The organism is Streptococcus sp. E29BA (assembly GCF_041807805.1).
Taxonomy (GTDB): Bacteria; Bacillota; Bacilli; order Lactobacillales; family Streptococcaceae; genus Streptococcus; species Streptococcus entericus.
The window spans coordinates 35877-54414 of record NZ_JBGTZA010000015.1; the positions used below are offsets into that span (position 1 = coordinate 35877).

The following is an 18538-nucleotide window of genomic DNA, read 5'->3' on the forward strand; positions in this document are numbered from 1 at the left end:
CAGGCTTTTCTATTATTAAAACTATGGATAATAATATTTTTTTTAAATTAGAGAATTCAGGATTAGTAAGTGTCTTTGTAAATAATATCCCTATTGAAAAATGTACGTATTATAAAGTTTTAAGTATAGCTCGGAGATTATATGGGGACATTATTATAAAATATCCGAAAAGTTATTCTATAATAAGGGATAATCTAAGCTTTCTCCTGTTTAATGATTTTTTTATTAAATTCCGTAAACATATTATTTGGGAACCGTATGAACATAATTTTGATATTGATTTTTCAGTATTTAAAAATGGTTTTTTGTGTTTTTATACAGGGATATATCCAATAGAAAAGAAATACAGTGGTGTAATTCATTTATCAATTGATAATTTTACAAATGTAGATTTAGACTATCTGCTTTTAAATAGTAATGTAAATAGTTCTTTTATTACTGATAATACTTCAACTTTTTGTAACTTTGGGTTAGTTAATGTAGTGCAATTAGCTGACCAGATACAAATTTGGGATAAATCGAGTAGCATTAAAATTGATTCTTTTCCTATCAGTTATCATAACTTTAAAAACTACAAGAATACAGATGTTAAAGTATATGATGGGAGAGAAGTCTTAGTTGATTTATTTACTTTTCAAGAAAGATATGAATTTCTAGAAATGCTTTTTCAGTTTTATTTAACTGGGGAAATACTCGTGAAATTTATTATTCCATATTATAAAAATGAGAATTTTATTGTAGTAAATAATGAATATTTCATTGATATCGCACGTTTGTCAATTTCTAGCACAAAAGATTTGATTAATTTGGATCTTTTTAATTATTTAAATTATAGAAAACAAGCTAGTAGATTCGCTTTCAAAGATGGTGATTTGGATAATTGCATGCTTCAATTTGAAGATTTTAATCAATTGAACGATGATAAGAATGAAAATGAACTTATTAATGGAAATAAACATATACTAGATAGTTGGAAAATAAAAAATCTATTAAAAAGTTTGGTGATATCACTTCTAATAAAAAAAGAAATTTCAATAATGGATAAAGTATATGTTGAACCAAAAAATTTTACTGAACAATATTATCGGAGATATATAGTATTTTATATAAATCAAGTTAGATACGTAGTAGACAGAGTTAACTTAAAATATTATATTTCCTCAAAGTAAATTAATTTAGAGGGGGGGCTATGTCGCAAATTTTTTCATCGGTTGAAAGAGAGAGATATAATAATCTGCTAGTTATTGATGGTCACGATGGGTGTCACGTCTATTCCAAAGGTAAGAAGTATTTAGATTCAATTAGCTGCCTTTGGAACAAAAATTTAGGGTACAATGATGAAGAAATCACTGAAGCAATAACAAACCAAATTAAAGTGTGTGGATCATTGAATCCATGGATATCTACCACTGAAATAAATAAGAGCTATGCAGAAGCCCTTTTGAGGTTTGCTGAATATTTGGATGGTAATGTATATTTTTCTTTATCTGGTTCTGAAAGCATCGAGGTTGCTATCAAGGCTACTCGAAAATATCATAATTTAAATGGAAATGATGAGAAAAAATTGATTGTTTCATTTGATAAAAGTTATCATGGAGGAACGATAGGTGCTTGGAGTATATCTGGGACGCAACGCCGATTATTTGAACCCTACTCTCCATTAATGGGAGGACATGTTTTTATTCCTTTTATACATGATAAAGTAACTTTAGAATTCTTCAGAGAATATGTCAAGCAATATCATAAAAAAACGGCAGCAATTATTATTGAACCTATAATTTGTTATGGCGGAGGTTTTGAAATTCCTAAGTGGGTGATGGAAGAAATTGTGAGTATTTGTAAAGATTATGAAATTCAAATTATTTTTGATGAGGTATCAACTGGATTTTATAGAACTGGTGAAAAGTTTGCATATATTGATTTAGGTGTTAGACCGGATATAATTTGTTTATCAAAAGGTATAAACAATGGTATATTACCATTTGGTGTTACAATCTTTAAAAATACCGTTTTTGAAAAACTATCTACTACGGATACCTTTGAACACTTTTCTACACAGAATTTTAATCCGATATTAACAGCGAGTGCTATGTATGTTCTAACAAAATATAAAGAGAAAGACTACAAGAAGAAAGTTCTAAATTTATCAACTCTATTTAAACAAGAAATCGAAATGCAGTTAGCTCCTTATCTTAGTAGATTCTTTATTAAGGGATTGTTTATAACTTTGGAATTCTATAATATAGTAAATCATGAGGTATTGATGTGCTTTTTTGAAGAACTGTTATGTAATGGATTAATTACATATGTATATAGCAATGATACTAATTATGGAATTACACTTGTCCCTATGTTTATTACGGAAACTGATGAAGTTACTGCAATAGTAAATATAATAAAGAAGACGTATGAGGAGATGTTTAAAATATGAAATTTGTATTAGTCACTGGGGCATGTAGCGAAATTGGGAAAAGAACAATTTTTGATTTAATAAAGGAGAATTATTTTGTAGTTGCTTCTGATTTACCCGCTCGGGAGGAAGAATTTTATAATATATTTCGAAATCAAACAAACGTTGATTTTTTTGGAATAGATATACGCAAAAGGTCTACTGTAAAAAATATTATAAGTAAAATCTTTGAAAAATATAAAATTGAATCTTGTGTATTTATAATTGGTAAGAATTTACTAGTACCCTTTTTTCAGTGGGACTATAATAAATTGTGTGATGTTTTTGAATTAAATTTTATATATGCTTCACTATTTATAAAGGATATTGCAGAAGAATTTGTCAGGAGGAGAACAGAAGGGAGTTTTGTTGTAATTTCTTCTCAGCACGGAATAGTTGCAAATACTCAAAGGTTGCCTTATTGTGTCAGTAAGTCTATGCTGAGTCAGCTATGTAGATGTTTAGCTTTGGAATTATCTCTATTTAATATTAGAGTAAATTCAATCTCCCCAACATTCATTGAAACAAAAGATAACTTTGAACTATTAAACAGTTCGTATATGTTATTAGATGCAAAAGAGAAAATACCGTTGCAGCGTTACGCCTCTCCTAAAGACATCTCAGGTGCTATTTTATTCTTAATAAGCAGTAGGGCAAAAATGATAACTGGACATGATTTAGTTATTGATGGTGGATGGACAATTCAGTAACAATTGGAGGTAAAAATGATTGAATTAAAAAATATTAAAATTGCTTATGGGGCAGATACTATTTTGGAGAATATTAATCTTAGAATCAATGAAGGCGAAAAAATAGCAATTATAGGAAAAAATGGAAGTGGAAAGACCTCTTTACTAAATGCTATATTAAAATTAAAAAGTCCTAAAGTTGGAGAAATAAAATATTCTTTAAATGATGGACAATTCTATAGAAACTTTGGAGTACAACTACAGGATGCTAGTTTTGATGAAAGATTAACAATAAGAGATTATTGTGATTTAATGGAGAGTATTTATAACATAAAAGGCAAAGCTGATTTTTATTTAGAACTGTTTGAATTAAAACAATTGATTCGAAAAAAAATTGCCAATCTATCTGGAGGTGAGCGACAGAAGTTAAATATTGTGTTTTCATTGTTCCATGATCCGCATATACTTATTTTTGATGAAATAACAACAGGTCTGGATTCACTTAGTCGGTCTAAAATAAGAAATTATATAAAGAAATTTTCAGAAGAGCGAACACTTATTATTGTGAGTCATTATATGGAAGAAATCGAGGAACTCTGCGATAGGGTTGTACTTATCAATAATAGAAAAATTGAAATTGATAAAAAAATATCAGCAGTTATAGAGGAATATGGAAGTGTTAGTAATATGTACGAAGTAGTGCTAGGAGGAACTTTTAATGAATAAATTCTTTGGATTGTTTAAAGTTGAATTTTTGAAATTAATGAGAACACCAGTAATTTTATTTTTTGGCTTCATTGCTCCTCAGTTTTTTTTATGGATGCAGTCGACAAATTTTTCTGAAATTACTTTGGAGGGGAAAAAAGTTGCAACGGTTGACTATAGTTTCTCAATGTATGTTTTTTTGACAATATTAGTTATTGGAGTTGGGAATGTTGGGGTTGGTATGTCATATAATCGATTAATCCGATTTTTTAAGCGCTTAAAATTATCTGGAGTATCAACCTTTGATTTTATTATTGCAAATTTTTTGTTGCAACTGTTTGTTGTTACTATCTCGGTAGTTTCTCTTCTTTTAACAGCAATTTATATACTGGATATGAATTTAAATGGAAAAGCAATTTTTTCAATGATAGGAATTTTCTTTGTGGTATGGTGTATGGTTTACTTGCTAGGAATGATATTTGCAAATTTGACAAAAGATGCTAAAACGTCCCAATCAGTTGCACTTGTTTCATATTTCTCTTTGATTTTTATAAGTGGTGCAACATACCCAGTGGAACTTATGCCTGAAATTTTACAAAAGATAAGTAAAGTATTGCCTACTTATCCTGCTCTAAGTTTATTGAAAGATACTTGGATAAATGGAAGCGCTTCGGCTGTGGATTTTGCTGTGGTGCTGACATTTACAGTAGTATTCTTATTTATCGCTATAAAAATTTTTAAATATGACTAAAAATACTATTTAAATAGTCTAGTAGCAGCAATGAAGTATGAAATTTGAATAATCTTTATTAGGTTGAGATTTCAATTTATATTTTGTGTAGGAGGCTTCTAGCTCCTAAATGATAGGTATTAGGGGGGTTATGAAAGAATTTCCAATAACCATAATGAGAAAAATCCTTTACGTCCCAATTGGTTATTTCAATTATCTTCGGAGAAACTACAGTCTTTATATATCCTACGAAAGTTAGAACAAAAAGAGTTTGATCACTTGAAAGAACTTTTGTTGGAAAAATTAGAACAAGAGATTGCAACTATTTCAGGGAAAAACAGAAGTGATTTAGTCGGACTTAAAAGAAAAATTTTTAATGACAATATTTCGAAGATACCTTTAGAAGAATTAAGTTTTGATTTAAAGGAAAAGGTAGTTACGCTAAAGGATTGTAAGAAAAAACTGGATTCTATAAAATTAGAGATTGAGCAAGTAATCGAAAATGAATATCTAAAAGAGAGAGAAATTATTTTCAAAGTTAGTAAAAATCCAAATATTCGAAATGGGATATGCTTTCTATCTTCAAGTGCATATAGTCGATACAAACGGTATATTATTCTCTCCTACAAATTGCAAGTTTGTATTTGGAGAAGAGGTTCCTTTATTTAGCTATCCTACATCAGGTGCGTTAAATTCAATTACTCCTTTTGTTTATATTGATAATATGGATGAAGTAAAGAATGGTATATATGAAGTAAAGTATGACGGACTTGAATTTAAAAAAAGTATGAATATTATAGACTTAGAAACATTTGCCCCAATAACAAGTAAAAACAGTGACGTACAAAATAATTCATTTAAAAAGGTAAATATGATAATTATGTTATGTTCGAACTATGAAAATATTTTCAATAAATATGGATTATTAGCTTATCGACTTTTGCATTTAGAGGCTGGTCATATTGCACAAAATATCCAGCTTGTTTCTACTGCGCTAGGAATAAAAAGTTTACCGATGGGAGGTTGGTTTGATGATAAAATAGAAACTTTTATTAATGAAATTAGTGATAAAAAAAATATTTATCTCTATGCAATTGCAGTTGGATAAATTTAAGGAGGAAGTGTAGATGAACGCAGAGGATAAATTCCGCGAACTAGAAAATGAAAATAAACTTCTAAAACTTCATAACAAGGAGCTTGAGAATGAAATTCAAAATGGATGGAAATTTTGGATATGGGTAGCTGTCCCTATTTTAGGTTTGATATATGCTATTATTCAAAAAATTTTTTAATTATGCTAGTTTGTCAGGTTGAGTAGTTTTTGTTCAAAATTTAATAAACTTTTTTCAATGAAGATTATCTAAAGATTGCTTCTCAGATGAGAATGGCTTCTCTATCTTATATAAATTATCTTCATAGAGTGTCCTGTTATTCATGTTATCACAGAATAGATAGTTTTTTTTGAATCAATAGAAAAATCAGCCTGAATCATTTAGGCTGATTTTAATATCTGCAGTAACCATCATTCAATATACGGTATAATTTCCATAATATCCCCAATCTGACAATCTAGTACTGTACAAATTTTTAAAAGTACATCAGTAGTGACATTCTCTCCCTTGCCTAACTTTGCAATGGTTGAAGTGCTGATTCCTGTTTTTTGCTTAAGCTTGGTTTTGGTCCAACCTTTATCAATAAGAAGTTTCCATAATTTATTGTAGCTAAACTTCATCTGAGTTTTCTCCTTTGTTCCATGAAATACCGTAGAGTTCATTTCCGTCACTAGAGAGTCTCAATACAATATTTTCTGACAAGAGTTTATTCGCTTCTGGAGAATATGAGCTTGCTTTATCGAAGGCTAAAAATACTTGTTTATTCAATGAGTTTGATTGGTCATATAGTTTTAATAGAGCTTCGGTTGCTTGGTAACTAATATTACTCAAGAGTAATGAGTCGTGTGCCAGTGCTGGCAGGTTAGTGAGATAGAGTATTGCTAAGTCGAATCAAATTACCCTTATATATTATTGAATCCTCATATCTTAAGAATGATTTTTCTTATCATAATGTTAAATTTTTATGTCTTTCGTATAATATGTGAAGTAGGTTCGGAAAAGTTTTGATGAATTATACTATTCTATAGGCATAAAATTCCCAACTATTTTCCCCACAATCCTTGGCTCATCCTCTGCTGGTGCGAACTTATCTGGATAATCTTTGTTGATGGAGACGAGACGGAAGCCGTTGGCTTCAAGGTAGATTTTCTTGATATAAACTTGCTCATTCCATGCCACCGCATAGACGGCTCCGTCGTAATCAAAACCTCCTTCACGGATGAGGGCGACTTCCCCATCTTGGTAGACAGGTTCCATGGAATGACCAGTAATCCAAGTTGCCACATCGTAGAGATATTCCTTGTCGGTAAAGACCTCTCTGGTCTCGTATTCGTCGTAGAAACCAGAGCCATGTCCTGCTGAGAGAGCGATATTATCAAGAACTTGTACACTAAAGAGAGGCATAACTTTTTGTGCCCTGAGAAGGTCGTGAGTTAGCTCATCGACCTTCTTTTTGTTTGTCTTGTTGAGCTGTTTGTAGAGGGTGAGGTGGGGGTGCTCCTCGTACAAGTCTTGGATGTTAATATCTAGGACTTGAGCGAGTTGGTCTAAGTGTTTTTTATTTGGGACAGCTTTCCCAGTTTCCCAGGAAGATAGGGCAGACCTTGTAATCCCTAGTACACTCGCAATAGCAGTCTGGGAAAGATTTTTTTCTTGTCGATGTTGTTTGAGTTTTGTGGGTGAGAACATGGTCTTTTCTCCTTGTCGATTTATAACTTGACAAAATTATACCATAAGCTATAATAGAATTCAAGATAAAAGAAAAGGAGTCCTGCCATGTCCAGACCATCTCTTGAAACCTATATCCAAAAGAAGTATTATAATCTCCTTTTTACTAAGGCCAGGGCGTTTTTGATTGAACACAGAGAGGAGATTGATTTATCAACTAGAAATATCCGAAATCCCAGGAATTATATCGAGTTGATAGATATTGATGTCTATGCTATTTACACCTCTATGTTAGACAATAACCGTTTGGAGATGGAGATTGTGGTGACTGCCTTTGTGGAAGTGAGCGAACGGTATAAGGGAGAATTAGAGGTAGATGAGAAAACCATCTGGCTCTCAATGGTCACAGAAGTTGTCCTAGATAATGGTATTCAGTCTTTTGTGGTTCAATCCGTTGACCTGAAAGAACAAAATAGACGGTGTAGCCGTTTCCTCAGTCGGTCAGGTGTACCCTATATCAAAAAGACAGATTTTGATGAGTTGGCTAACGCTTTTCTAGCCAAATACTATCCACAAGCTCTCAAGTCACCTACCAAGATTGACGTGACTGAACTTGCGGCTGCTATGGGGCTTACCATCATGGAAACCAAGCTCTCTTCTGACTTTTCCATTTTTGGTAAGATGGTTTTTAAGGATACTGAGATAGAGACTTATGATGCTAACAATCAAGCTATTAGGCGATTAATCAAGAAAGGAACAATTTGTGCAGATGAGGAGGTTTCTCAAAAACGAAATATTGGCTCCCTAAACAATACTATTATCCACGAGTGTGTTCATTGGGAGTTTCATCGCATTTATCATGAATTGCGTATGCTTGTGGATGAAACTCATGATTCGGTATCCTGTCGAACACAGGAAAACCTGTCAGATGTGGCCAACTGGACTGATTTAGACTGGATGGAATGGCAGGCTAATAACCTAGCTCCTAAAATCCTTATGCCAAAGAAGCAGACAAGACAGAAAATTGAGGATTTCTATCGTGCCTTATCATCCATTTATAGTAATCTGTCTAAGATTGAAGTCATCACAGAAGTGGTAGATAGTCTGGCAAATTTCTTTGGGGTATCCAGACAAGCCGCAAAAATTCGGATGATTGAGTTAGGCTATAAAGAAGCTCATGGTGTCTATAATTATTTGGATGACCGTTATCTGAGAAACTACAGTTTTGAGCTAGATGCCTTTAAGGACAGGCAGACCTATACGATTTCTTTCACCGAGTTATGCTTTCAATACTTTTCTAATGTTCGTTTTAAGGAGGCCATTGATAGTCAGAAGTTTGTCTTTGTGGATAACCATGTCTGCTTAAATAATGATAAGTATATCGAGACTTATGAGAACACTATTATCATGACCGATTATGCTTATGAACACATGGATGAGTGTTGCTTACGCTTTACTTTTTCAGACCGTAATGCTAAGAAGACGATTAGCTCGGAAGAGTTTAGTGATTATGTCCTCAACCGTACAAGAGTCAAATCTGCTTACGACATCAAGGTCGATTTTATGGAGGATATGGGCAATAATGGTTTGGTAGAGAGCTTAGCTCCTGAGAATTTCATGAAAAGGGGTGCCTTTTCATAAAATAGATACGGTTATCTCTGAGATAAATCATTTCTTTAATATTGACTGACATATTTAAGCTCCTATAACAGGCATAAAGTGACTTACGACAAGTCCCACGATACGAGGATTGTCTTCATAAGGAATCCATTTATCAGGGTAGTTATCGTTGAGGGATACCATTCTAAAGCCATGTTCTTCTCGATAAAGTTTTTTGATATAGACAGAGTCATTCCAGGATAGGGCGTAGACGGCACCATCATAATCAAAACCGCTAGCACGGATAAGGGCTACTTCGCCATCAAGATAGATGGGTTCCATAGAATCTCCTTTAATCCAGGCAGCAATATCATAACCATACTGTTCTTCCTCAGCATAGACGGTTTCTGTCTCGTATTCCTCAAAGAGCGATTCCCCAAGACCAGCAGAAAGTGAAACATCAGATAAGACCTCAACTGCAAAAAGAGGAATTACTTTCTCTTGTGATTGTTGTTTTTGAAGTAACTCATCAGCATACTGATCAACCTTTCCTTGATTTTCTGATGAGAGCTTGAGGTAAGTATTGACTATATTGTACTCAGATTCAAAATAAGTTTCTGAAACATCCAAGATAGTCGCTAGTTGTCTGAGATTATTTTGATTTGGCTTCGTTTTTCCATTCTCCCAGTTGAAGTAGGAGGAACGATTGATATGAAGTTTATCTGCCATAGCAGATTGTGAATAACCTAAAACTATTCGTCTTTCTTTTAAACGATTTCCTGAAAACATACAACCTCCTAATCCATTTGTTGTTTTATAAACTAACAAAATTATATCAAAAAAATTTAAAGTTGCAACAGAAAATATCACTTCCTAAGTCACTAATATTTTAATAATTATAAATAAAATAGATAACGCACCATTTTTGGTGCGTTATCTATTTTTGTGATATAATAAAGAAAAAATCAAAGGAGACTTTTTATGATTGGAGAAAATATCAAATCGTTACGAAAAACGCATGATTTGACCCAACCTGAATTTGCCAAGATAATTGGAATTTCTCGAAATAGTTTGAGCCGTTATGAAAATGGGACAAGCTCGTTATCAACAGAGCTCATAGACCGTATCTGTCAGAAATTTAATGTATCCTATGTTGATATTGTAGGAGAAGAAAAAATGTTAACACCAGTGGAAGATTATCAATTAACCTTAAAAATTGAAGTTATCAAAGAGCGTGGCGCAGCGATTTTGTCCGAACTATATCGCTATCAAGATAGTCAAGGAATTACTTTTGATGATGAGACTAGCCCTTGGATTTTGATGAGTGATGATTTGTCTGATCTTATCAATACCAAGATTTACCTTGTCAATACTTTTGATGAAGTGGAGCGTTACAATGGTTATTTAGATGGTATTGAGCGAATGTTGGAGCTTGCTCATCATCAGGTGGTGGCTTAATGCGGTTAGAAGAATTTAGCAAAGATGACTTTGACTTAGCCTTAAAACGAACTATTCGTTCCTTAACTCGTGGCAAAACGACATCAGTTACCCCAAAAGCCATCTTACTTGGTGGGGGGGGGATTGTGTCATAATAATGACAGGTGCTTAAAACGCTGTTAAATCAAGGATTTGAGCGTTCTACAATCTGTTCTTAAGGAGGATATTATCACATTTAGAAAATATAATTGCTTAGGCAAGAACAATTTAGAGCGTTCTTGCCTTTATTATGTGACTTTAAGTCCGTTACGCTCCGAAGGTGCGTAACCAATAAACCACCCGCTATGCTGGTGCGCATCGAAGGTTATACCAAAAAAACTCCAAACGCGATACAATAAAGGTGTTCAAGCCTATTGTAGAGCGAAAGGAGAAAAATGAAAAGGGTTGCCTTTTCAAAGAATCAGCGTTTCCAGTTTCATGGGCTATTTAAAAGGTAAGAGTGCTCTTATGATGTTTGATAAACCCGCCAATTTGAAATATAAATTTGGCAATCGCCATTTTTGGGCAGAGGGTTATTATGTAAGCACAGTAGGACTTAACGAAGCCACGATTAAAAAATATATACAGGAGCAAAGAAATTATCCAGTGGATGATTTCTTCATGAGCTTAAAAATAAGAAGGCGAATTAACATGACATTGAAAAGGGTTGCCTTTTCACCTTTAATTAGGCTATAATAGAAATAGCAATCAAAAATAACGATATGGAGTTATCATGGAAAGAAAACATAAATTTTCAATTAAAAAATTATCTGTCGGAGTTGTCTCCGTCTGTATTGGTTTTGCCTGGTCAACTCAAACGGTTCAAGCCGAGGGGGTTGCAGAGAAGCCCTTGTCCAATCAAGAACATGCAACGGGTGTGCCTGATTTGGCAAGCGAAAGCCCTCAAATACCTGAGGTGACTACAGTAGTTGTCAGTGATCAGGTCTTGCCCAAAGAATCTGCTGAGGCTAAATCTTATGCAACCAATATGGCGGACTCTGTTATCTCAGAGAATTCAGAAAATGCTACCTTTGAAGTAAAAGTATCAGTAGAAGAGGAAGCAAGCCCAGCCCGAGTAGTGTCAGGAGAGGCTAGAGAACTAGCAGAAGCACCCGAGTCAGTATCTGAACCGTCAGATGATGCCCTCAATGAAACCACAAGAACCGACGACAAACCACGTCTCCGTCGTACTAGAGAAGTCCAAAACGAAGAAAGTTTAGAGAGTTACTTTACCAAGGAAGCTACTGAGCGAGGACAGGAGATCATCACTACTGATTTGGCTAAACAGTATGCTGGTGTCATTCACTCAAAAATCAATACTGAGACTGAAAATTATGCCTTGAGTGAGGTAAAAGAAACAAAAACAAGATTAGCTGTTTCAGATATAGGTAAAGTGATGGTTCCGATTTTAAATCAGTTAAAAAAGGAAGCTGGATTACCACATGCTGTGACAAATTACACTCCTGAACAGCAACGTTTATTACGGACATTAAGTGAGAAAGCCACTCAACTAGCGTTGGATAAGGTTAATGCTGAAATTACTCAAGTTGATGAATATGAAGTCCTCGCTCCTGAAGTGAAAACAATCTTTACCCCAACTTTATTGGAACAGATTATTGCAACACAGCCTATTTCGGTCGGTGAATTTAAGACAAACTTACCCGCTTATTTGCGCGGAATGTTTCACTTAACACAGCAATACCATCTTGAAGAAGGCTTGATTAAGGAGTTGTTGTTAACACCTCAGAACTTGAACCCTACAGTGGCTAATGAAACCCCACTTGAGAGATTAAAACGTTTAGGTGGTACAAGAACTGACAATAACTACCGTACAGGCTCTTATTTATCTCATAATACTGAGCTATTCACTGGTCGTGGCATGAATCGTCTAACTGGATCAGCTAGTCCCGCCGACTTAATTGAAAAGTTAGCAAGACGAAAAAATAAAACTGTTGCTCAATATTTTAAGGAGCAGACGGAAGCTATTGTTTATGAAGCAAAAGGCGAACAGTCACAGGAAAATTCTGCTTATAACCTTTTGAAGAACCATAAGTCTGCTTTTCTCTTACCTTTATTGAGTTCTGGGAAAGGTGTATTCGTCGGCACAGCGACTAATCACTTGACTATTGGTATGACAGAGACTTATGGCGACTTGTACACCGAAGATCAATTGTCTAGTCATAGCAAGGGTACTGCACAATCACAGACACCATTTATCAAGCCTTACATGGATAGTTTTGAACGTTTTATTGGTTTCTTAAATGATAATCCCAAGCAGCCTATTCTGTTTAGCTTTGCGATTGATTCAATGAATCATAATTATACTGCTAATAGTGACAAAGTTACCCGTGTATGGTCAGCTAAAGAAGGAGATACAGCAGCTAATGCTGTTAGACGTTTCCTTGGTCCAATAGGTTTATGGCAAACCTATCAAAACAGTCAAAATTTTGGTGGTGTTTATGATGGCAATGGTCAGTTGAAGGCTTTTGAATCACGTCTGATGCACACTAACTATTCTGGTGTAACGTTGTTTACGCATGAGATGACGCATGCTAATGAAAAAGCGATTTGGGGAACCAATAGAACTGGTCAAGGTGCAGAACTTTATGCCCGTGGTATGTTTGAGGATATTGACAATACGCCTGGAAAAAGTGAATTTGAGCCTGTTTTCAATTTAAATACTTCTATTAGTATTGGGGATGTTCCTAACCGAGTTCAAGCGTCTTCGCCTCAATCAACCAAAGATAGCCTTGCGAATTATCAGAAAAATTTGCTTGAAGTGATCATGTATATGGAGGCTTTGGAAGCTCAAATTTTACAAGAGTCCAAAACACTTGAAAAAGAGCAATACTTCAATCAAGTCAACCAAGTAACGCCAACTAAAAATCCTAATCGTACCATGTCAACCAATGATCAGTTTGCTGATTTTACAGGGCAGTTAGATAGCAGCAATTATGAGGCATTCCTGCGTGGTTTAGTATCACAAAATCTTGTGGCAGGGCAATTTGTACCACATGGTCGTCATCCTTATATTGACGAATTACAGTCAGACCAATATGATAATGTTCCCCTTTTAGAGTCTTTCTGGGCTTCTGCCAAAGCACTTGACAATAAAAATACGACAGGAGATGTTTCCTTTAAGCGTAAAGCCTATGAGGTTCTAGGGTTAGATGGCTGGGATGCTTTCACAAGGTTTTTGAATAATTCTGCAAACAATGACTTACAAGCTCTCAATAATCAAGATTGGACTGATAAAAAAGTTACACAATATCAAAAACTTCTGACTAAAACAAGTGATCACTTTGATTTAGTTGTGTTTAAAGAAAAATTAAAACAAGCTGTTGAGTCAGATTTGGCTATTTTAAAACAATTTAAACAAAATCCAACTCCTAATAATTTAGCGACTTTTGAAAGAGCTACAGCTGTTCGTCGTGCCAAACGAGAGTTATTGACATCACTTCTAAAAAATGATTTGACAACATCTGTTTTTAAAGATAAGACGCCAGACTTACTAGACATTGTCTATGTCAAAAGTTCTGGAAATGGTAATGGAAAAACCCCTGAAAGTCCAGTTAGTCTGTTAGAGGAGGCCTTTCAATTAGTCAAAGCAGGCGGTAAGATTGTTGTTGTGGACAGTTTGGTAGATAGAACTTTTGATACCATCACTAAAGCGGTGACGATTGAAGGTCATACTGAAAATGCTAGCCTGACTTTGAATCGCCCAGAATTAGTAATTAATGCTGCAAGTACGCTTAAAAACCTAAATTTACAGATAAATCCAGACCTATCTGTAATGCCTAAAATAACAGCGAATGCTCCTCTAACTCTTTCAGAGATAACTACTGGCAATCGTCCTCCTGCTATTAAGGCACAAGAACTTATGATCACAGGGACTCGTGATGCTCAGTTTACTACGATTGAAATGACAAGTGGTCAAATTGGCTCAAATGTTACGGCGGAAACCTTAAAAGGTTCTGGTACTAGCAAATCCAATAGAATCATTCAATTTGAACCGACTGGAACAATTACACTAGACGGTGTTAACTTATCCAATGTTACAACCAATGGTGGTAGTTTAGAGCTCACTAACAATGCCAATATCAAATTGAGTAATAATCGTCAAAGTAACAGCGCTTATGTTGTTTCAAGAGATTCTATATTAGATGTTGATAATGCTAAAACAGACGCATGGGATCTTTCGGGAGACGGAACAGTCCGTATAGCTCCTCAAAACAAGTTAACAGCTAAGACAGGTGTTAGCATGAATGGTTTGAGATTTGAAGTAACCGCTCAAGATAGTCAAGCTACCCTTCATAATCATGTTTATTTAGATTTAGACACTGAAAGCACTGCGACGATGGTCATGAAAGGTAATGAGCGCCTTATTAGACAAGATAGTAATAATGACTTTGTCTACAAACATCCTTACGATGTGTATTATGAATTTTATCATAACGACAAAGAGATTGTAGCCCCACATCCCGTAATGGCTATTCTTCCTTCAGAGAGCTTGGATAATGAACAAGAGCCTGAGACTCCGAAAAATCCTTCGGATATCCAAACGGATTCAGGAACTTGGACTTTTGTTAATTGGACTAAAGAAACAGAGCAAGATACTCCAACTATCATTATTTATAAAGGAAACTGGAGATTTGCACCTAAGGTAGTAACGCCGATTTCAAATCGTGTTACCTATGTCTATGCCTTTACTAAGGGTGAGGAAAGTAACTTTAACAAAAATCAAGTTTCAACGGTTCCTGTAGCAACAACTGTTAAACAAGGTGATGTTATTCCTATTCCAGAAGCTCCACAACCGAGTCTGGTTGAGAGTATTGATCGATTAGGAGAATGGCAGTTTAAAGGTTGGACCTCGTCAGATGATGTATCAGAAAACCATGATATTACAGTCACTGGTACCTGGGAGTTTGTGCCTTACAAGCCTGTTGATTTTTCGATTGCTTATGAGGCGGATCAAGAGCGTGACGCAGGTACTGACAATGTTATTAAGATTTCTGGTGTTCCTGGAAAACAATCAGCGATTACGGGTAAGGTAGTTGTTCTACCAACGCTTCAGGTTGTTACCGTTGGTACTAAACCAAAGGTTGAGGTTAGAGAAGCAGCTACAATTCCTGTTACTTATGTTAGAGATGATGCTAAAGAAGCTAATATTAAAACAGAAGTTAACCAAGGTCGCCCTGAAAAAACAACAATCCGAACCACTTTTGACATTGTCGATGGTAAAGCTGTGCCTAAAATCACAGAAACCACGGAAGAAGCGATTCCAACGACGATATCAGTTGGTACTAAGCCACTTGTGACCGAGGAAATATCAAAAATTCGATTGAAATTTGTAGCAAACGAACAAGATTCTGCAGGGCACATGGTCATTACTGATGTGGGTAGCCAGACTAGAACTAAGGTGACAACCCCTTATGAATTAGTTAATGGAACAGCTGTTCTTGATGAAGTTAACAAACAAACCGTTGTTTATGAGGGTTCTCCTCGAATTGTGACTGTCGGTACTAAACCTGTTACCACTCAAATAAGTCAAGATTTAGCAGAAAAAGTGGTTGAGGATTCAAATGTTTTAGCAGGAACACCTGATAAAGTAACACCTGGTCGACCAAAACTAACTGAAATCCGTAAGACTTATACTCTCAATAAGGATACTGGTAAAGTAGTTGAAAAGGTTGAGGAAGTTATCGTAGATGCTGGCCTTGCCCCTGAGCGTATTGTTGGTACTAAAGCAATGGTTATCAATCCAGCAACATCGATTAGACAACCTAGAAATTATCAGATTTCGTATCGCTATAGTTTTGAAAATGGTCAAGAAACTAATTTTGATGTCCAAAAAGCTCCTCTACCTAGTGGAAAAACAGTGGCTGAAAATGAAACTATCTCAGTACCAAATCTTTATACAGATGTAGTAATTGAAAGTAAAGATGCGACAGGTGAGTGGAAATTCAAAGGATGGAATCCGGCAAATGAACAAGTGGTTTCAGGACCACTTACGTTCACTGGAACGTGGGAATATAAAGCTTACTCTATCGTAGAGCCATCAATTCGATATGAGGCAAATGACCAACTCGCTTTTGCTAGCCAGCCTGTTACTATTTTAGGTCAATCTGGTAAAGCCTCTGCGTTCACTGGTCGATTGATCGAAAATCCTACTGATACAGTGATACAAGTCGGTACTAAATCTCTCATTCAAGAGCTGGTGGGAACAGATATTCCTGTTCGCTATGTTGCTGATGATAATATTGAAGCCAACAAACGAGTGACTCGCATTGAGGGAAGTCCTGCAATCACTACGACTCGAACCTCTTATCGTCTTGATGGCGATAAGGCAGTGGTTGTTGATCAAACAACTATTCTAAGCACCAAGCCAGCTGTTGCTAAAGAGATTGTTGTCGGTACTAAACCTAAACTTGTTCGTCAAGAAGAAGTGCTTTCTGAAATGGTTGAGTATGATGGTAATAACCTTGTTGGTAGTCCAGATAAAGTTATTCCAGGACAACCAAGAGTCACAGAAACCCGAACGATTTATAGTGTGGATGAGCAAACAGGTGCTCTATCAAGGCAAGTAACCACTGTGGTCACTGATCAAGGTCTAGCTCCTAAGCGTATTATCGCTAGTAAGGCGCTAACCTTGGCACCAATTCCTTCTCCAACTGTACCGACTATACCTCAACCGTCTAAGGATGTCTCAGAAAGCTACACGATAGTTGTTTCGGCTGATGGTAAAGAGGTTCAAGTATCAGCATTTGATGATGTGGTTTATGCTGTCTTTTTGGAGCATCTCTCTGCCCTTATCGAAGCTAAATTGTCCGAAGGTCTTGTTTATGACTCAGCTGCCCATGAAGACAATACGGTTTATCTCTTCTTCCATCATCCTATGGATGACCAGTCGTCAGGTGACGCTCATGTTGTTTCTTCCGTCAACCCACCAGTGGAAAACTATGAGATTACAATCCTGATTGATGGGAAATTGGCTCAAATATTATCCTTTGATCTGATGGCCCATGCTGTTTTCTTGGAGCATCTCTTTGCTCTTATCGAAGTAAAACTATCAGAAGGCTTAACTTATGTGTCAGCTGATTATAAGGGCAAGGCTGTTACTTTAAGTTTTATAAGGCCAAAGAAAGTGACGAAGGGCACTGCTGAGACAATAAGCTCTCAGTCGTCTTCGACAGACCAGCAGCTAGCGACGATTAAACCGACTCTAGCTGTAAAGGATGCTTTTAAAAAAGAAATGGCTTTAAAACAACATGACGAAAAGTCTCTTCTCAAAGGAGGAAGCGCTGCCGCTGGTGGTTCTAATCAAGGAGAGTCAGCCTTACTGTCATCCAAAAACAGTCAAGGGACGCCTTTGACTTGGAGAAATGGAACTTTTAACAAGCCTAATCAATCATCGGTAATACCTACTTATCAAGCGATGTTACCTAAAACAGGTGCTAGCAACAGGCACTTACTGGCAGTCGGAGGTCTTACTCTGACAGGCCTGACCTTTATGTTTATTTCTCTCAAACGTCGTCAAAGCTAAGTTACTGATGACTTGTAGATTCAGTTTGACTCTAAAACCAGTTCCTGTTGGGACTGTTTTTTTAGATAGGGCGATGGGATTGGCTTATGGAGTCGTAAGATATATAGACTCTATAATTTCTGTAGTGGGTAAATCCACCACGGAGATTATAGAGCCTTTTGAGTATGAAAAAAGCCCCATATGACCTATAATGAAAAGCGACCAAACCATCATTAGAAAGGTGTCATATGGAACAGTTTAATTTTATCACAAGCCTACTGGAAATTAAAGACCCTAACATTACTATTTTGGAAGTCGTTGATGCTGAAAGTCACAAGGAAGTCATTGCTAAGCTGGACTACCAAGCCCCAAAATGCCAACATTGCCAAGGACAGATGGCGAAATACGACTTCCAAAAACCGTCTAAAATTCCTTATCTTGAATGTGCTGGCTATAAAACGTTGATTCGTTTAAGAAAGCGTCGCTTCCGCTGCCAAAAATGCGGAAAAATGGGCTCTTTGTCAACTGTAGTGGGTTGACCCACTTAACACCGAGAGAGGACAGTTCTTGTCTTCTCTCGTTTTATGT

At 35.7% G+C, this 18538-nt stretch carries 14 protein-coding genes and 4 pseudogenes; 14 read left to right on the top strand and 4 right to left on the bottom strand.

Annotated features, from left to right (window positions below):
• Positions 1 to 23 precede the first annotated feature (23 nt).
• The 8 genes from ACERC8_RS05125 (at position 24) to ACERC8_RS05160 (ending at position 5865) form a co-directional block, all read left to right on the top strand.
• The gene (locus ACERC8_RS05125; protein ID WP_373658819.1) at positions 24 to 1169 is read left to right on the top strand and encodes a hypothetical protein; all 1146 of its coding nucleotides are present in this window, start codon (positions 24 to 26) and stop codon (positions 1167 to 1169) included.
• 20 nt (positions 1170 to 1189) lie between these two features.
• On the top strand, positions 1190 to 2431 hold the full coding sequence (locus ACERC8_RS05130) for an aminotransferase class III-fold pyridoxal phosphate-dependent enzyme (RefSeq protein WP_373658821.1): 1242 nt from the start codon (positions 1190 to 1192) through the stop codon (positions 2429 to 2431).
• Positions 2428 to 3159, top strand: coding sequence for an SDR family oxidoreductase (locus ACERC8_RS05135; RefSeq protein ID WP_373658822.1), 732 nt, complete (start codon positions 2428 to 2430; stop codon positions 3157 to 3159). The genes ACERC8_RS05130 and ACERC8_RS05135 overlap by 4 nt, the downstream gene beginning before the upstream one ends.
• A gap of 15 nt (positions 3160 to 3174) precedes the next feature.
• Positions 3175 to 3864, top strand: a complete 690-nt coding sequence (locus tag ACERC8_RS05140; RefSeq protein WP_373658823.1) for an ABC transporter ATP-binding protein — start codon at positions 3175 to 3177, stop codon at positions 3862 to 3864.
• Positions 3857 to 4594: an ABC transporter permease gene (locus ACERC8_RS05145; RefSeq protein ID WP_373658824.1), complete on the top strand. Its 738-nt coding sequence runs from the start codon at positions 3857 to 3859 to the stop codon at positions 4592 to 4594. The genes ACERC8_RS05140 and ACERC8_RS05145 overlap by 8 nt, the downstream gene beginning before the upstream one ends.
• A 273-nt stretch (positions 4595 to 4867) precedes the next feature.
• Positions 4868 to 5242, top strand: a complete 375-nt coding sequence (locus ACERC8_RS05150) for a hypothetical protein (protein WP_373658825.1) — start codon at positions 4868 to 4870, stop codon at positions 5240 to 5242.
• Entirely contained in the window at positions 5136 to 5681 is a 546-nt protein-coding gene (locus ACERC8_RS05155; protein ID WP_373658826.1) for a SagB/ThcOx family dehydrogenase, read from the top strand. The genes ACERC8_RS05150 and ACERC8_RS05155 overlap by 107 nt, the downstream gene beginning before the upstream one ends.
• Positions 5682 to 5700: 19 nt before the next feature.
• Positions 5701 to 5865 (top strand): hypothetical protein, encoded by a 165-nt coding sequence (locus ACERC8_RS05160; protein WP_172643155.1) that lies wholly within the window; start codon positions 5701 to 5703, stop codon positions 5863 to 5865.
• A gap of 230 nt (positions 5866 to 6095) precedes the next feature.
• On the opposite strand, the gene ACERC8_RS05165 is transcribed toward ACERC8_RS05160, so the two are convergent.
• From ACERC8_RS05165 to ACERC8_RS05175, 3 genes and pseudogenes are all read right to left on the bottom strand, one after another.
• Positions 6096 to 6305 carry a helix-turn-helix domain-containing protein gene (locus ACERC8_RS05165; RefSeq protein ID WP_373658827.1) on the bottom strand — a complete coding sequence of 70 codons (210 nt, stop codon included), beginning with the start codon at positions 6303 to 6305 and terminating at the stop codon, positions 6096 to 6098.
• A pseudogene (locus ACERC8_RS05170) lies at positions 6295 to 6576 on the bottom strand (DUF2326 domain-containing protein); the annotation flags it as partial. The pseudogene ACERC8_RS05170 and the gene ACERC8_RS05165, both read right to left, overlap by 11 nt.
• A 126-nt stretch (positions 6577 to 6702) precedes the next feature.
• Complete coding sequence (locus ACERC8_RS05175; protein ID WP_373658828.1) at positions 6703 to 7374, bottom strand: S24 family peptidase; 672 nt, start codon at positions 7372 to 7374, stop codon at positions 6703 to 6705.
• Between the two features lie 87 nt (positions 7375 to 7461).
• Here ACERC8_RS05175 and ACERC8_RS05180 point away from each other — a divergent pair, with 87 nt between their 5' ends.
• On the top strand, positions 7462 to 8994 hold the full coding sequence (locus ACERC8_RS05180) for an ImmA/IrrE family metallo-endopeptidase (RefSeq protein WP_373658829.1): 1533 nt from the start codon (positions 7462 to 7464) through the stop codon (positions 8992 to 8994).
• A gap of 54 nt (positions 8995 to 9048) precedes the next feature.
• Here the strand turns inward: ACERC8_RS05180 and ACERC8_RS05185 are convergent, their stop codons facing one another.
• Positions 9049 to 9741: a helix-turn-helix domain-containing protein gene (locus ACERC8_RS05185; RefSeq protein ID WP_373658830.1), complete on the bottom strand. Its 693-nt coding sequence runs from the start codon at positions 9739 to 9741 to the stop codon at positions 9049 to 9051.
• A 192-nt stretch (positions 9742 to 9933) separates the two neighbouring features.
• Here ACERC8_RS05185 and pezA point away from each other — a divergent pair, with 192 nt between their 5' ends.
• From pezA to ACERC8_RS05210, 5 genes and pseudogenes are all read left to right on the top strand, one after another.
• Positions 9934 to 10410, top strand: a complete 477-nt coding sequence (gene pezA, locus ACERC8_RS05190) for a type II toxin-antitoxin system antitoxin PezA (protein WP_256770380.1) — start codon at positions 9934 to 9936, stop codon at positions 10408 to 10410.
• A pseudogene (locus ACERC8_RS05195) lies at positions 10410 to 10526 on the top strand (toxin PezT); the annotation flags it as partial. The gene pezA and the pseudogene ACERC8_RS05195, both read left to right, overlap by 1 nt.
• Before the next feature lie 319 nt (positions 10527 to 10845).
• Positions 10846 to 11124 (top strand): annotated as a pseudogene (gene tnpA / locus ACERC8_RS05200) (IS200/IS605 family transposase); the annotation flags it as partial.
• 37 nt (positions 11125 to 11161) lie between these two features.
• Positions 11162 to 17971: an SHIRT domain-containing protein gene (locus ACERC8_RS05205; RefSeq protein WP_373658832.1), complete on the top strand. Its 6810-nt coding sequence runs from the start codon at positions 11162 to 11164 to the stop codon at positions 17969 to 17971.
• Positions 17972 to 18198: 227 nt separating this feature from the next.
• Positions 18199 to 18462: pseudogene (locus ACERC8_RS05210) on the top strand (transposase family protein); the annotation flags it as partial.
• Positions 18463 to 18538 lie beyond the last annotated feature (76 nt).

Excerpts from the sequence above, each read along its gene's own strand:
- ACERC8_RS05125 (WP_373658819.1), top strand. The coding sequence starts at position 24 with ATGGATAATAATATTTTTTTTAAATTAGAGAATTCAGGATTAGTAAGT.
- ACERC8_RS05130 (WP_373658821.1), top strand. The coding sequence starts at position 1,190 with ATGTCGCAAATTTTTTCATCGGTTGAAAGAGAGAGATATAATAATCTG.
- ACERC8_RS05135 (WP_373658822.1), top strand. The coding sequence starts at position 2,428 with ATGAAATTTGTATTAGTCACTGGGGCATGTAGCGAAATTGGGAAAAGA.
- ACERC8_RS05140 (WP_373658823.1), top strand. The coding sequence starts at position 3,175 with ATGATTGAATTAAAAAATATTAAAATTGCTTATGGGGCAGATACTATT.
- ACERC8_RS05145 (WP_373658824.1), top strand. The coding sequence starts at position 3,857 with ATGAATAAATTCTTTGGATTGTTTAAAGTTGAATTTTTGAAATTAATG.
- ACERC8_RS05155 (WP_373658826.1), top strand. The coding sequence starts at position 5,136 with ATGGGATATGCTTTCTATCTTCAAGTGCATATAGTCGATACAAACGGT.
- ACERC8_RS05160 (WP_172643155.1), top strand. The coding sequence starts at position 5,701 with ATGAACGCAGAGGATAAATTCCGCGAACTAGAAAATGAAAATAAACTT.
- ACERC8_RS05165 (WP_373658827.1), bottom strand. The coding sequence starts at position 6,305 with ATGAAGTTTAGCTACAATAAATTATGGAAACTTCTTATTGATAAAGGT.
- ACERC8_RS05175 (WP_373658828.1), bottom strand. The coding sequence starts at position 7,374 with ATGTTCTCACCCACAAAACTCAAACAACATCGACAAGAAAAAAATCTT.
- ACERC8_RS05180 (WP_373658829.1), top strand. The coding sequence starts at position 7,462 with ATGTCCAGACCATCTCTTGAAACCTATATCCAAAAGAAGTATTATAAT.
- ACERC8_RS05185 (WP_373658830.1), bottom strand. The coding sequence starts at position 9,741 with ATGTTTTCAGGAAATCGTTTAAAAGAAAGACGAATAGTTTTAGGTTAT.
- pezA (WP_256770380.1), top strand. The coding sequence starts at position 9,934 with ATGATTGGAGAAAATATCAAATCGTTACGAAAAACGCATGATTTGACC.
- ACERC8_RS05205 (WP_373658832.1), top strand. The coding sequence starts at position 11,162 with ATGGAAAGAAAACATAAATTTTCAATTAAAAAATTATCTGTCGGAGTT.